Raw genomic sequence first — 14,089 nt, forward strand, 5'->3', positions numbered from 1 at the left:
GGGCGAGGACGCAGGACGACGCCATCCTTCCTGACCAGCGTGCTACCCCCCCCCCCTTGAAACGTGATAAGCCCTTGACGTATAGCAGCGTCAAGGGCTTACTCTATTTATCCGGTTTGTCACATGGGAGAGAGGAAGGATGGCTTCGATACCCTCGCCATGACAGCACTTTACTCTGCTGCTCCGTTCCTCTCTATACGCTCAGGATTTCCACCATGCGCATAAAGCTCTGGTTGATCATCTTCTTTTTGTGAATGGTATCCACGAAGGGCGTGTACACCAGCTTGCGGTCCACGATGCCGGCCATCACGTTGCGCATGCCGTTCATGAGGCCCTCCACGGCGGCAATACCAATCTGGGAGGCCAGCATCCGGTCGGAGGCGGAGGGGGCGCCGCCCCGCTGAATGTGCCCGATGATGGTCACGCGCGTGTCGAGCTCTGGAATGGCGGCTTTCACCTGCTGGGCTACGGCGTGCACGTTGCCTTCTTCCTCGCCCTCGGCTACTACCACCAGAAAAGAGGTTTTGGAGCGCTGCCAGCTGGTTTTCAGGCTGTCAATGACGGCTTCCGTGGACATCTGCGTTTCCGGTACCATTACAATTTCGGCCCCGCCGCCAATGGCGCACGGAATAGCAATGTAGCCCGAGTCGCGGCCCATTACTTCTACAAAGAAGCACCGGTCGTGCGAGTCGGCCGTGTCGCGGATTTTGTCGATGGCCTCCAGGGCCGTGTTCACGGCCGTATCGTAGCCAATGGTATAGTCGGTGCCGTACAGGTCATTGTCGATGGTGCCGGGCACGCCTACCGTCGGGATGCCGAACTCCTGCTCGAAAATCATGGCCCCGGTGAAGGTGCCGTTGCCGCCAATGGCCACCAGCCCATCAATGCCGTGGTTCACCAGCTGGTCGAAGGCCTGCTGCCGGCCTTCCTTGGTCAGGAATTTCTGGCTGCGGGCTGATTTAAGGATGGTGCCGCCCTTCTGAATCGTATTCGCGACGGAAGCTGAATCCAGCTTCACAAACTCGCCCTTAATCATGCCGCTGTAGCCGCGCATGATGCCATATACCTCAATGCCGTGGTACACGGCCGTGCGCACCACGGCGCGAATGGCCGCGTTCATACCGGGCGCGTCGCCGCCGCTGGTGAAAACTGCAATGCGTTTCATCATATACTCGCTCTTCCGTACTCAAACAAAAACCCGACGAGGCCGGGTCGGGCAAAGGTGGTAAATCCGGCCGGAAACTACAGCCTTTGCCCCAGTAAAAGATAAAATAGGGCCGGCCGCCGGCTATTTTTTTACGGCCTGCGTATCGGCCTATTGCGTACTGCGCGGCCGCTGGTTAACTTCCCTAACCGGCCGCCGCTCCCTGGTTGCCGCCCGCCCGGCTGTTCTACCCCACCTAATGCCCGCCCGTATGTTTGGTTTTTTTGAAAACGAGCAGACCAGAAAAGTCAAAAGCCACCTCATGAACCTGGTGGCCCTGGCCAAGGCCGATGGCCACCTCGACGAGCGGGAAATGAACTTTATTGTAGCGGTGGGCCGCAAAAACGGCATGCGCCCCGACGAGGTGCGCTCCATTGTGGGCAATGCCAGCACCATTCACCTGGTTATTCCCGAGAACGACTCCGAGCGGTTCGACCAGATTTTTGACCTCGTGGACATGATGCTGGCCGATGGGGTAGTGGACGATACGGAAATGGATTTCTGCGTGGATATGGCCGAGAAGCTGGGCTTTCGCAAAGACGTAGTGGCCGTGCTGGTTCGTCGTATTTCCCAGGGTGTGAAGGACGGCTTCCCCCGCGAGCAGATCAAAGAAGACACCCAGACCTTTCTGGGGAATTAATATTACTAATGAAGAAATAAGAATGAGCCGTTCAGCATCCCTTGTTAGGGGTAGCTGAACGGCTCATTCTTCATTTTTAATTCTTACTTGTCAATTGACCTAAGCAGGGCGGCGCAGGCCTCGTCAATCTGGGCGTCGGTGATGGTCAGGGGCGGGGCAATGCGCAGGGAGTTGTCGCAGAACAGAAACCAGTCGGTGAGCATGCGCTCCTGCCAGAGGGCCCGGTCGATGATGGGCTTGAGCACCGCAAACGACTCAAACTCGACGGCCATGAGCAGGCCCTGGCTGCGCACCTCCCGGATGGCCGGGTGCACCAGCTGCCGCCGAAACCGCGCCGCTTTTTCGGCCACCCCAGCCAGCAGGTTTTCCTCCTGAATTACGCGTAGCGTAGCCAGTGCCGCCGCGCACGACACCGGGTGCCCCCCAAAGGTGGTGCAGTGGCCCAGAATAGGGTTGGTTTTGAAGCCCGCCATGATTTCCTGCGACGAAATGAAGGCCCCGATGGGCATGCCGCCGCCCATGCCCTTGGCCGTGAGCAGAATATCGGGCTCGATGCCGAACTGCTCGAAGGCCCAGAACGTGCCCGTGCGCCCAAAGCCGCACTGAATCTCATCGAGGATGAGCAGGGCCCCTACCTCGGTGCAGCGCTGGCGCAGGGCCGGCAAGTAGCCGGGGGCGGGCACGCGCACGCCGGCCTCGCCCTGCACCGTTTCAATGACCACGGCCGCCGTGTGCTCGTCAATCAGCTGAAGGTCCTCGAAGTGGTTGTGGCGGAAGTGGCGCACGTCGGGCAGCAGGGGCCGGAAGGAGTTCTTGAAGCCCTCGGAGCCCGTGATGCTGAGGGCGCCGTGCGTGGAGCCGTGGTAGGCGTTGTAGCTGCTGAGCAGGCCGGTGCGGCCGGTGTGGCGCTTGGCCAGCTTGAGGGCGCCCTCCACGGCCTCGGTGCCGGAGTTGGTGAAGTACACGTTGTCGAGGTGGGCGGGCAGGGTCTGGTGCAGGGCCTCCGCGAGCTGGGCCGGCGGGGCCTGCACTACCTCGCCGTACACCATCAGGTGCAGGTACTTATCGAGCTGGCTCTGGATGGCCTGCAGCACCCGCGGGTGGCGGTGGCCCACGTTGCTGACCCCAATGCCGGAAATCAGATCGAGGTAGCGCTGGCCGTCGGCGTCGTACATGTACACGCCTTCGGCGCGCTCAATTTCCAGCAGCAGCGGAAAATCGGAGGTTTGGGCCTGGTGGCGCAGGAAAAGCTGGCGGGGAGTAAGCATACTGGTAATAACAACTTCGGCCCGCAAAGGTACGCCCAAAGCCGGGGTTTGCCGGCCTGCCAGGGGTAGGAAAGGCCGGGTGGGCAACATAAAAAAGCGGCTGCCGGGGCAGCCGCTTTTCGCCTGTCAGAAAGAAAGGAAACAAGACTAGTCGTCGGTGCGGGGGGCTGGGGTGCGGCCACCGCGGCGGTCGGCCACGCGCTTGATAACTTCGCGGGTGAAGTCGCGCTCGGCGGCGTAGAGCTGGCCTACCTGCCGGATGCTCAATACCTTCTGAAACTTCTCGAAGTAGTCTGTTTCCAGTTTTACCTCCTGCTGGCGCAGGGCCAGGGCCTGGGTCAGGTTTTCCCGGATCTGCTGGTCGGTAAGGGCTTCGGGGCTGGCAATGCGCAGCTGGCGCATGCGGCGGTTCAGGTCGCGGCGCTTGGTGGTGAAGTCGTTATAAACGGGCCAGAACTTCTGGGCCTGGTCCTGGGTCAGGGAAATCTTATCGGTGAGGTAGGCGATTTTGGCATTTTCCAGTTGGCTGAGCCGATCGGCCCGCCCGGTCTGGGCAAAGGAGAGGGCCGGCACTACTGCCAGCAGCACCAGCACCAGCAAGCGACGAAGCACGTATGTCATGAGAATAAAACAAGGGGTACGCAAAAGCAGAAATTAGAGGTAGGCATCCTCGGTGGGCTGAGCATCCAGCAGGTCCTGCACTTCCTGGTCCGAGGCATGCAGGTAGCTTTCCGTGGGCAGAGCGGTGGCGGCCGCGGGCAGCTCAGCCAGGTCCGTCAGCGTTACGCGCTGGTCGCTGGCCAGCAAGTACTGCACCATCTGCTCGCGCGGTACCTGAGCCAAGGCTGCCGCGGCCGAAGTGCCCGGGGCAGGGGCCGGGCTCAGCAGCACCGACGCCGCAAAGCCGCCCAGTACCACCACCGAGGCCAGGGCCGTGCGCACGGGAGCCGATAAGGCCGTGAGCCAGCCCCGGGCCGTTTCGCCGGGAGCATCGGCCTGCACGCGCTGCATTACCCGCATCGGCAACTGCTCGAAGTAGCGGTCCGGGGGCGGCGCCAGCGGCGGATGCGGCCGGCGCGGGTGTTCATCCAGACGAAAAGGAGTAGGCATATCGGTTAGAGGCGGCCGGGGGCGCCGGGTTTAATCGTTGGGGAACTGGTGGTTTACGTACTGCTCGATTTTCTTGACGGCGTGATGGTAGGAGGCTTTCAGGGCCCCTACGGAAGTGCCCGTTACCTCGGCCATCTGCTCGTAGGGCATCTCGTCGTAGTAGCGCAGGTTGAACACGAGGCGCTGCTTGTCGGGCAGGCGCAGGATGGCTTTCTGCAGCTTCAGCTCCACCTCGTCGCCGGCCAGACTGTCGTCGGCCTCCAGCTTGGCCGTTAGCTCGGCTCCCACATCATTGAGGGGGAGGAAAAACCTGCGGCGCTTGCTTTGCAGAAAACTCAGGCACTCGTTGGTGGCAATGCGGTACAGCCAGGTGTAGAGGGAGGCATCCTGGCGGAAGTTCTCCAGGTGGTTCCACACCTTCACAAACACATCCTGGGTCAGGTCGTCGGCGTCGTCGTGGCTGACCACCATTTTGCGCACGTGCCAGTACACCTTCTGCTGGTACTTGCGCACCAGCTGGTTGAAGGCCACGTTGCGGGTGGCGGGGTCACGGAACTTGGCGAGAATCTCCTGGTCTTCCAAGGGGCGCAGGCGGGGCGGGTTAGGGCGGGTGTGGGAGCTTAGAGGGGGTAGGGCCCGCCGGGTTTAACGGCCGGCTGAAAAAAGGGTGGACCGGACCCGCCGAAGTAGGATATGCGTTGATCTATCCAGTAATTTGGCCAGATACTGTTCACCTTACTACTTAATATGAGCCAACCTTCTACCCAAGTTGAAATTGAGGACGAATACGCCTGGACTTTCTTCGGCTCAAACGCTGAGTACTACTTGAAATACTGGCGGCTTCGACAGCAAGGCAACAGTATTAGCTTTAATGCATCTGCCTTCTTCGGGGGCTTATTCTGGTTTGCCTACCGCCGCATGTACCTGATTTTATTTCTCATCGTGGTGGTTGCTATGCTGGAAGGAATGCTGGAAGATGTTGTCTTCAGGCTACCGCCAAGTACGGGCCGGACATTGCTGGCAAACCTGGTGTTCTGCAGCTTGTATGGCTTTTTGGGGAATAGCCTTTATCTGTGGTATGCAGAGCGCAGAATGCGGAAGATTCTGCATCTGGGCCTGCCCAAAGAAGAGTTGCTACGGCGCCTACGCCGGGCCGGCGGCACCAGCTGGAGTTTGCTGCTGGTGTTGCTAGGCGTAGCGGCGTTGAGCATAGGGGCTTATTACTGGCTTAGCCATACGTAGCCAGCTAGTACGCTACTTCGTACTGAACGACACGCCCACCGTCACGTTGGTGTTGTCGCGGGGCTTGCCCTCCAGAATGCGGTTTTCGAAGGTGTAGGTGTAGGTGCTGGTAATGGCAAAGCGGGGGGTGAAGCGCAGTGCCAGGCTCGACTGTTGCGTGACGCGGTAATCGTCGAAATTCTGCAGGTTGGGCTGGTAGAACGTAACGGAGTTCAGGCTGAACCCGCGGTAAGTGTAGGCCACCTTAAGGCGCGTGGAGTTGCGGGCCACCGTGCGCCGGGAGCCATCCTGAAAGTAGGTAGCCTCCCGAATGATCAGGTTACTCACGGCTACCTCCCGGTTCAGCGAGTCGGTGTAAATAGCCCAGCCGGGGCCGGCACCTATCTGGTAGCGGTTATCAATGCCGCGCAGGTTGCTGCGCTCGTAGCCCCCGATGCCGTAGAAGCGGAAGCGCCCTTTCCAGTAATAGGGGGTGGTATTGAGCAGCCATTCCCGCTCCCTAAGCCGACCTTCCTGCTTGCCAAACGTGAAGCTGCCCGTAACCGGCGCCCCAAAGTGCAGCCCCCGCAGCAGGGTAACGGAGTGGGAGGTAGCAAACAGCGTCCGGTTGACGCCGCCCGAGGTGTACTGCCCCGTCAGCTGCCCGGTGTAGCGAATAATGGTGGTATCGGCCCGCTGGGCTCGGGCGGGGCGGACAAGCAGAAGCAGCAGAGGAAGCAGAAAATAGCAGAAACGCATGCGGGCGGCGGAGAAGCCTCTCCAAAGTGTCTGCAAGTATAAGCCCGGAAACGGAGGTAGGAAGGGGCGTGGGGCAGATTGGAATATAGAGAAATGCTACTTTTAGCCCTCCACTCGTCCTTTCCGCCATGAGCAGCATGATTCAGTTCGTCGCCAACCACGACGATTTATCCACCGACAAAGGCTTTCAGTTCAAATTCTACTGCGACAAATGCCGCAATGGGCACATGTCGCGCTTCCACCCCAACGCCATCGGCATTGCCGGGGAGCTGATGCGGGCGGCGGGCAGCCTGTTCGGGGGCAGCTTCTCCAGCGCCGGCAGCGCCGCCTACCACGTGCAGCGCGCCATTGGCGGCAAGGCCCACGATGCGGCCCTGGAAAAAGCTGTGCAGGAAGGTAAAACCTACTTCAAGCAGTGCACCCGCTGCGGCCACTGGGTGTGCCCCGACGTGTGCTGGAACCACCGGGCCAGCCTCTGCGAAACCTGCGCCCCCGACGAGCACGAGGAGCTGGCCGCCCAGCAGCGCCAGGCCGCCAGCGAGCAAATCCGCACCAAAACCCGGGAGCAGGACTACACCCAAGGCCTCGATTTCCTCAACACCGGCGGGCTGGTGCAGTGCCAGAGCTGTCAGGCCAAGCTGGCCCCCGGCCAGAAGTTCTGCCCCACCTGCGGCACCCCCAACGCCGCGGCCCAACCCAAAGACAAATTCTGCGGCGACTGTGGCGCTAGTGTAAAGCCTGAGCAGCGGTTCTGCAGTGAGTGCGGCGGCAAGCAGGGGTAGGACCCAACTCCCTGTCTTTCGGGAGCACGCGTGAGGTTTCAGAGGAAGTAGCTCCTGTAGGTGACTTAAAAGCAGCACAGTATCAACCAAAGCATTTTTTACAGCTTCGGAATAGCATTCTCTATCTATCGTCTTACCTATGGAAGATATTTTTGAAGAAAAGCTGCAGGGATTACTGGACCAGCATAAACTGGAAGAAGCTATTGCAGTTGTCGAGCAGCAGATCCTGCAAAATCCGGTTGCTGATTTTAAGCCTGTCGTGGGTAAAAACCTGCTCCATATCACGGAGGCCTTAGTGCAGTATCTTGACCATTGCTTCGCCGCCGCCGAAAACAAAATCCAGGTCAAAAGTCTGTATGCGGAAATGAATAGTTTTACTATCAACTACGACCTGTGGTATGTTGATGTGTTTGCCTATGATCGAAACGAGGGCCTTGAGGATACGGACTGGCTGGCCGATTCTGACTACCAGTCGGCAGCCAGTCAGCCTATAACCGGGCTGGAGGATATCCAAGCAGTTTACCAGGACTATATGGATACGGCTAAGTGGGAGGATGATGCTAGGGAAGTGGCTGCTCATGAGTGTGCCGCCTTGATTGTGCTGCGCGTACAAGAACTCTTTAAAGCTGCGAAAGCAGTAGCTACAGCCAGAAAGCTTGCCTGGGCCTCCGTACCGGTTTATGTAACCGCGCATGACGCTTATTTCAATCTGCTTTATCAAGTATAGAGCAAGAAAAGCCCCCAATTGCGAACCGCAGTTGGGGGCTTTGTAGTACTGGTGAAAGATCTACTTCCGGCGGGCCATTACTTTCTCCACGGCGGCCACAATGGCCTGCTCGTTAAGGCCGTATTTCTCCATCAGCTGGTCGGGCGTGCCCGATTCGCCGAAGGAGTCATTCACGGCTACCATTTCCAGAGGCAGGGGCTCCTCGCGGATCAGCAGCTGGGCGATAGAGTCGCCGAGGCCGCCGTTCATCTGGTGCTCCTCGGCCGTTACCACGCAGCGCGTCTTGCGGGCCGATTCCAGAATCAGCTGGGCATCCAGGGGCTTGATGGTGTGGATGTTGATGATTTCGGCGTTGATGCCTTTCTCCGCGAGCAGCTTGCCCGCCAGGATGGCTTTCCATACCAAGTGGCCGGTGGCGAAAATGCTTACATCGGTGCCTTCGTTGAGCACGATGCCTTTGCCTACCTCAAACTTCTGGTCGGCGGGGGTGAAGTTGGGCACTACGGGGCGGCCGAAGCGCAGGTACACCGGGCCTTCGTAGTCGGCAATGGCGATGGTAGCGGCCTTGGTCTGGTTGTAGTCGCAGGGGTTGATGACCGTCATGTGGGGTAGCATCTTCATCATCCCGATGTCCTCCAGAATCTGGTGGGTAGCACCATCTTCGCCCAGCGTGAGGCCCGCGTGCGAAGCGCAGATCTTCACGTTTTTGCCCGAGTAGGCAATGCTCTGCCGGATCTGGTCGTACACGCGGCCGGTCGAGAAGTTGGCGAAAGTGCCGGTGAAGGGAATCTTGCCCCCGATGGTGAGGCCGGCGGCCAGGCCCATCATGTTGGCTTCGGCAATGCCTACCTGGAAGAAACGCTCGGGGTTGTCCTTGATGAAGGCGTCCATCTTGAGCGAGCCGATAAGGTCGGCGCAGAGGGCCACCACGTTGGGGTTGGTTTTGCCCAGCTCTTGCAGGCCCGCGCCAAAGCCGCTGCGGGTATCCTTCGATTCGGTGTAGGGAAAGTCTTTCATGCTATTGGTAGGTTGTAGGGTTCTTGGTTTTTTTAATCATTTGTCATGCTGAGCTTGTCGAAGCATCTCTACCGCTTCGTTGCAGGCTTCATTAATTAGCCAGAGGGAGAGATGCTTCGGCTGCGCTCAGCATGACGGCCTTTGTAGTAGCTGATTCACTTCCAGCCGCTCCCGCCACTGTACTCCTGCGGGCAGCTCAGCGGCGCTGAACTCCAGATGAATCACGCGGCGCGGGCGGTTGCTGGTGCTACGGTTGGAGGCGTGAAGCGTCAGGGGCTGCATCAGCATCAGGCCACCGGCTGGTACGGGGCAGGTAACGGCTTGGGGCGTATAGGCAGGGTGCTGCTCGTTCGGGATGACGCCGTGCCGGTGAGAGTCGGGCACCACGCGTAAGGCGCCATTGGTTTCGTCGCAGTCGTCGAGGTGAAGGCGTAGCGTGAAAATGCCTTCCAGAATCGCCTGGGGCGGCAGTACTGCTACTTCACCGCTTTTGCTACTCCAGGGGCCGTAGCCGGGCAAGTCCAGCCGATGGTCCACGCTGATCATCACATCCTGGTGCCAGGCCACCAACCAGTTGGAGCCGGCGGGCTTATCGAAATAAATAGCCTTGGTCAGATGCGGAGTAGCACCAGGGAACAGCGCCGCCAGCACTTCCCGCAGCCGAGGCGTCAGGAGTTGCTCCCGGAGCTGCGGAATCTCGCCCAGCAGGTTTCGAATGGCAAATACATCCTGGCTGCGGCGAAAATTAGAAGAAGTAGTTTCTACTGCCTCAATGGTTTGAAGCAGTGCCCGGACTTCTTCCGGAGAGATGATGCCCGGTAGGGTTGCGTAGCCATGTTTCTGCAGATTTTGCGCTACGTTCTGCAGACCGTCAGGCAGCGGCGCCGCCGAAGCATCTTGTGTGCTGCCGGTGCAATGAGAATCAGGCGTCAGCACGCGAGATGCTTCGCTCCGCTCAGCATGACCGTTCAGCTGGGTTTCTTTTGCTACACTGCTTCTCATCGCCCAAAAATGCTGACCGACGAGGTTTGACCCGGCCGGATGGTGAAGTTGCGGACATCGGTGAACTGGCTGCCGGTGGCGGTTTTGGTGCGGAACACCAGGCGGTAGGCCCCCGGCTGCAGGGGTAGGTTTATTTTGCTGCTACCCCCGTCGGGCAGGTTGTACACCCACGTCTGCGACTCGTCGTTGTTCAGCTTATAAATGCTGCCGTAGCCCTTTAGATCCGACACGATGTTCAGGATGCCGGGCGCCTCGTAGGTCACAGCGGTTTCCTGGCCCTGCTTCACCGAGATTCGGCGGATCTGGCGGGGTAGGGTCAGTAGCTCTACCTCGTAGTTGCCGGCCAGCAGCTTTTGCCGGCTCCCGAAGGGTAGGGCCACCACCGTGGCCGCGTTGCCCTGGGCCCGCACCACTGCCTGCACCGTACCATAAGGGTTGGGGGTGAGGCTGGGGTTTTGGAGCCAGAGCGTGCCCTGGGGCGTTTTGTAGGTGAGCACATTGGCCTTACCAGGCCGAATAGGCAGGTTCTGCTGGCGCACCGGTGGCACCGTGTTAATGACCAAATCGTAGCTCTGCAGGGCGTCGATGTCGAGCACGTCGGGTTTTCCCTGAGCGTCGCGGAAGTGTACGTAGTTGTACTCCGGCTGCTCCGTGACGTTGTTCAGGAAGGTCATGTTCACGTTCGACTCCACCGGCCGACCCGCCTCATCGGTCAGGTTGACGGCCACCGTGGTTTTGGCCAGGGTCTGGGCTACTACATCGCCCAGGATGGTGCGAAAGGTCTGCACATCGGCCGCGTTGTAGTACTGCCCCAGGCATTCCAGCTGCTTGCCAAACTCCCGCTCGGCCCCAATGCCAATCACAAACGGCTTTAGAAACACATGCTTGCGCTGCAACGCTACGGCCGTAGCGCACGGGTCGCCTTTGCAGGATTCCAGACCGTCGGTAATCAGAATGAGCACGTTGCGGGCCGTGCGGTCAGCAGGAAAATCCTGGGCCGACTGCAGCAAGGAGTAGGTGATGGGCGTGTTGCCTTTCGGCTCGATGGTTTTCAGCCGCGCCTTGATGGCCCCCGCGTTTTTGGGCGCGAAGGCCACTTCCAGCTTCGAGTCCTCGCAGTTATTCTCCTTGTTTTCGTGCTGATGACCGTAGGCGCGCAATGCCAGCTCCAGGTTGGGATAGGCGTTGAGCGAGTCCACCATCTTCGAGAGCAGGTTCTTAGCCACGTCCCAGCGCTGCTGCCCTTCCCAGGGCGCCCGCATCGAGCCCGAAGCATCGAGCACGAACAGGATGCGGGTAGTCCGGGGCTTCTCGGGCGCTACGTTCTGGGCACGGCTTGGCCCGGGAGCCAGCAGGCTCAGCAGCAAGCACGTAACCAAAACCAAGTAGCGCATTTCAGAAGCGGATAGAAAAAAGAACTGTCATGCTGAGCGAAGCCGAAGCATCTCTACCTCTGGCTAACTAATGATGCTCGCTCAACCAAGCGGTAGAGATGCTTCGACAAGCTCAGCATGACAATTAGGATGCTACTAATAGTCGCCAGCTTTTTCAACTACCAGCTGCTGCAGGGCCTTCTCCAACTGCTCGTCGTTAGGAGCCACGCCGTGCCACTTGTGCGAGCCCATCATGAAGTCAACGCCGTAGCCCATCTGCGTGTCCATCAGCACCATGATGGGCTGACCCTGGCCGCTGAGCTGCACGGCTTCTTCGATGGTGGGGAGGAGTTTCTCGAGGTCGTTGCCGTCGGTTTCGAGTACGCGCCAGTTGAAGGCTTCGAACTTGGCGCGCAGGTCGCCGAGGCCACCAATTTTTTCGGTCGGACCGTCAATCTGCTGGCCGTTGCGGTCCACGAAGGCAATCAGGTTATCAACCTTATGGTGAGGAGCGTACATGGCGGCCTCCCAGATCTGGCCTTCTTCCAGCTCACCATCACCCATTAGCACGAATACCTTACGGTCGTCGTTGTTGAGCTTTTTGGCTTGGGCAGCTCCGATGGCCACGCTCAGGCCCTGGCCCAAGGATCCGGAAGCTACGCGCACACCGGGCAGGTGCTCGTGGGTAGCGGGGTGGCCCTGCAAGCGCGAGTTCAGCTTGCGGAAGGTAGCCAGCTCGCCCACGGGGAAGTAGCCCGAGCGCGCCAGCACCGAGTAAAATACCGGCGAAATGTGGCCGTTGGACAGGAAAAACAGGTCTTGCCCGATGCCGTTCATGTCGAAGGGCTCGGGGGTGTGCTTCATCACCTTGAAGTAGAGCGCCACCAGCAGATCGGTGCAGCCGAGCGAGCCGCCAGGGTGACCCGAGTTAACGGCGTGTACCATGCGCACGATGTCGCGGCGCACCTGGGCAGCAATCTGTTTCAAATCATCCACCGAGCGGGTGGGGGTAGGGGCGTGCGTTTCGGCGGAAGCGGCAAATGAGGAATCCTGAGCCATGTGCTGAGTTAGGGTTTGATGGGGAAACAAAGGTAGGAAGTTGGGGTGAGGAGGTGATGGGGTGACAGGTGATGAGGTGATGAGGTGATGAGGTGATGAAGTAAATGGTGAACGGACTGGCGGCAGACTTCTGGCCGCAGGCCAGGCGTCTGCCCGCCGGGAAATGGGGCAAGTCTCCCGACTTGCGGCCGCCGCAGGCGGCCAGCTCGCGTCAGGGCCATCTGCGCCGCTAGGGTGCTTGGGTGAAGTGATGCTAGACTGTAAGTAATCCAGGTGAAGCAAACGGCGCAGTACCGGATGGCCGCCGTTGGCGGCCGCAAGTCGGGAGACTTGCCCCATTTCCCGGCGGGCAGACGCCTGGCCTGCGGCCAGAAGTCTGCCGCCAGTCCGTTCACCATTTACTTCATCACCCCATCACCTCCTCACCCCAACCCCCACAAAAAAGCCCCGCCGCAACAGGCGAGGCTTTCAGTACTTTACAGCAGTTGAGCCGCGTGGTTCTTGGTATCGACTTTGGTGATGACCTTCTCAACGCGGCCCTGCTCGTCAATCAGAAAGGTGTAACGCATGGTGCCCATGTACTTGCGGCCGTACATTGATTTTTCCTGCCACACGCCGTAGGCTTCCACTAGTTTCTTGTCCTCGTCCACCAGCAGGGGAAAGGGCAGCTCGTACTTGGTGGCAAACTTCTGGTGCGACTTTTCTGAGTCGATGCTCACGCCCAGCACCTGAATGCCGGCCCCGAGCAGGCGCTGGTAATTGTCGCGGAGGTTACAGGCCTGGGCAGTGCAGCCCGAGGTGTCGTCTTTGGGGTAGAAGTAGAGAGCCACTTTGCGGCCCGCGTAGTCCTGGAGGCGGTGCGTAGCGCCGGTTTGGTCCTGGGCTTCGAAGGCCGGAGCCTGGTCGCCCACTTGAGGTAGTGCCATGGCGCGAAGATAAGAGTGAATGAGTAAGTGAGTGGATGAGTGACTTTGATAATCTGTCATGGCGAGCAGCGCGAAGCCATCCGTCCTGAACACTGTGCTACCCCCTGAAACGCGACAAGCCCTTGACGACGACTGCGCGAGCGTCAAGGGCTTATCACATTATTAGGCTGGTCACACGAGAGAGGAAGGATGGCTTCGTCGTGCCTCCTCGCCATGACAGGACTGCACTCACTCTCTCATTCACTAACAGGCTGGGGCGTGAAGAGCAGATTTTCAACGGGGAAGCCCAGCTCGCGGGCGTGGGCTACCAGCCGGTCGCGGATGCTGCGGTCCAGGTGCGGGGTGCGGCTCAGAATCCAGAGGTTTTCGCGGCCGGGCTCACCTACCAGGGCGTAGCGGTAATCGGAAAGGTCGAGGTCCAGAATCCAGTAGTCGCCCTCGAAGGGCCAGAAGAACTGCACTTTCAGCTTGCTGTTGGTGTCGTCCACAGCGCGGGCTGTGGCGGTGGCCTTTTTCACGGGGCCGTTGATGCCTTCCTGGTGGCAGGTATTGACTACCCGCACCTTACCGTCCGGCAGCAGCTTGTACTCGGCCGTCACGTGCTGGCAGCCTTTCTCGAAGCGGGCGGGCAGGCGGGCCACCTCGTACCACCGGCCCATGTACTTATGCAGGTTGACGTGGGCCACGGTGGGCAGGGGTGGGTGGAGCTTGCGCCGGGCGTAGGCGTAGGCCGCCACGCCGGTAGCTACCGTGGCACCAATGACGGTAAACAAAACCGGGCGCCGACGCTTGAGCAGGTTTGCCATAGGAAAGGGGGGTAGGGGAAAGCCCACTATACGCATGGCAGCACCTCCCGGATACCCCCGGACCAACGGCGCAGCCGCCGGGCTGGTTGACGTTCACGCCGACCGGCCCGGCGGCTGCCTACCCCGGCCATCTGCTTAAATCTCCAACGGAAGTCAGTACGAAGCCAACCGCTCCGGCAGCGCACCCTGGGGCCC

At 59.8% G+C, this 14,089-nt stretch carries 16 protein-coding genes; 4 read left to right on the top strand and 12 right to left on the bottom strand.

What is annotated here, in order from left to right; translation table 11 throughout:
• Positions 1–193: 193 nt before the first annotated feature.
• Positions 194–1,165 (bottom strand): 6-phosphofructokinase, encoded by a 972-nt coding sequence (pfkA, locus tag GGU46_RS10630; protein ID WP_183403532.1) that lies wholly within the window; start codon positions 1,163–1,165, stop codon positions 194–196.
• A 250-nt stretch (positions 1,166–1,415) separates the two neighbouring features.
• Here pfkA and GGU46_RS10635 point away from each other — a divergent pair, with 250 nt between their 5' ends.
• Complete coding sequence (locus tag GGU46_RS10635) at positions 1,416–1,844, top strand: tellurite resistance TerB family protein (protein ID WP_183403533.1); 429 nt, start codon at positions 1,416–1,418, stop codon at positions 1,842–1,844.
• Between the two features lie 83 nt (positions 1,845–1,927).
• On the opposite strand, the gene GGU46_RS10640 is transcribed toward GGU46_RS10635, so the two are convergent.
• The 4 genes from GGU46_RS10640 to GGU46_RS10655 form a co-directional block, all read right to left on the bottom strand.
• The gene (locus tag GGU46_RS10640; RefSeq protein WP_183403534.1) at positions 1,928–3,112 is read right to left on the bottom strand and encodes an aspartate aminotransferase family protein; all 1,185 of its coding nucleotides are present in this window, start codon (positions 3,110–3,112) and stop codon (positions 1,928–1,930) included.
• Positions 3,113–3,259: 147 nt separating this feature from the next.
• Entirely contained in the window at positions 3,260–3,733 is a 474-nt protein-coding gene (locus GGU46_RS10645; protein WP_183403535.1) for a hypothetical protein, read from the bottom strand.
• Between the two features lie 33 nt (positions 3,734–3,766).
• On the bottom strand, positions 3,767–4,222 hold the full coding sequence (locus GGU46_RS10650) for a hypothetical protein (RefSeq protein ID WP_183403536.1): 456 nt from the start codon (positions 4,220–4,222) through the stop codon (positions 3,767–3,769).
• Positions 4,223–4,252: 30 nt separating this feature from the next.
• Positions 4,253–4,804 (bottom strand): RNA polymerase sigma factor, encoded by a 552-nt coding sequence (locus GGU46_RS10655; protein ID WP_183403537.1) that lies wholly within the window; start codon positions 4,802–4,804, stop codon positions 4,253–4,255.
• Between the two features lie 165 nt (positions 4,805–4,969).
• On the opposite strand from GGU46_RS10655, the gene GGU46_RS10660 reads away from it, so the two are divergent.
• Positions 4,970–5,464, top strand: a complete 495-nt coding sequence (locus GGU46_RS10660) for a DUF2628 domain-containing protein (RefSeq protein ID WP_183403538.1) — start codon at positions 4,970–4,972, stop codon at positions 5,462–5,464.
• A gap of 12 nt (positions 5,465–5,476) precedes the next feature.
• Here the strand turns inward: GGU46_RS10660 and GGU46_RS10665 are convergent, their stop codons facing one another.
• A complete protein-coding gene (locus GGU46_RS10665) occupies positions 5,477–6,202 on the bottom strand; it encodes a DUF481 domain-containing protein (protein ID WP_183403539.1) in 726 nt (241 codons plus the stop codon).
• 137 nt (positions 6,203–6,339) lie between these two features.
• Here GGU46_RS10665 and GGU46_RS10670 point away from each other — a divergent pair, with 137 nt between their 5' ends.
• Positions 6,340–6,984 (top strand): zinc ribbon domain-containing protein, encoded by a 645-nt coding sequence (locus GGU46_RS10670; protein WP_215906328.1) that lies wholly within the window; start codon positions 6,340–6,342, stop codon positions 6,982–6,984.
• A 139-nt stretch (positions 6,985–7,123) separates the two neighbouring features.
• A complete protein-coding gene (locus GGU46_RS10675) occupies positions 7,124–7,711 on the top strand; it encodes a hypothetical protein (RefSeq protein ID WP_183403541.1) in 588 nt (195 codons plus the stop codon).
• Between the two features lie 60 nt (positions 7,712–7,771).
• Here GGU46_RS10675 and GGU46_RS10680 read toward each other — a convergent pair whose 3' ends face one another.
• From GGU46_RS10680 to GGU46_RS10705, 6 genes are all read right to left on the bottom strand, one after another.
• Entirely contained in the window at positions 7,772–8,728 is a 957-nt protein-coding gene (locus GGU46_RS10680) for a transketolase family protein (protein ID WP_110978154.1), read from the bottom strand.
• A 126-nt stretch (positions 8,729–8,854) separates the two neighbouring features.
• The gene (locus GGU46_RS10685; RefSeq protein ID WP_183403542.1) at positions 8,855–9,664 is read right to left on the bottom strand and encodes a phytanoyl-CoA dioxygenase family protein; all 810 of its coding nucleotides are present in this window, start codon (positions 9,662–9,664) and stop codon (positions 8,855–8,857) included.
• A 62-nt stretch (positions 9,665–9,726) separates the two neighbouring features.
• Entirely contained in the window at positions 9,727–11,124 is a 1,398-nt protein-coding gene (locus GGU46_RS10690; protein WP_183403543.1) for a vWA domain-containing protein, read from the bottom strand.
• A 135-nt stretch (positions 11,125–11,259) separates the two neighbouring features.
• A complete protein-coding gene (locus GGU46_RS10695; RefSeq protein ID WP_183403544.1) occupies positions 11,260–12,162 on the bottom strand; it encodes a transketolase in 903 nt (300 codons plus the stop codon).
• A 476-nt stretch (positions 12,163–12,638) separates the two neighbouring features.
• A complete protein-coding gene (gene bcp, locus GGU46_RS10700) occupies positions 12,639–13,088 on the bottom strand; it encodes a thioredoxin-dependent thiol peroxidase (RefSeq protein ID WP_183403545.1) in 450 nt (149 codons plus the stop codon).
• A 236-nt stretch (positions 13,089–13,324) separates the two neighbouring features.
• Positions 13,325–13,894 (bottom strand): lipocalin family protein, encoded by a 570-nt coding sequence (locus GGU46_RS10705; protein WP_183403546.1) that lies wholly within the window; start codon positions 13,892–13,894, stop codon positions 13,325–13,327.
• Between the last annotated feature and the right edge of the window lie 195 nt (positions 13,895–14,089).

Source organism: Hymenobacter latericoloratus (assembly GCF_014199535.1).
In the GTDB taxonomy this organism is placed as follows: domain Bacteria; phylum Bacteroidota; class Bacteroidia; order Cytophagales; family Hymenobacteraceae; genus Hymenobacter; species Hymenobacter latericoloratus.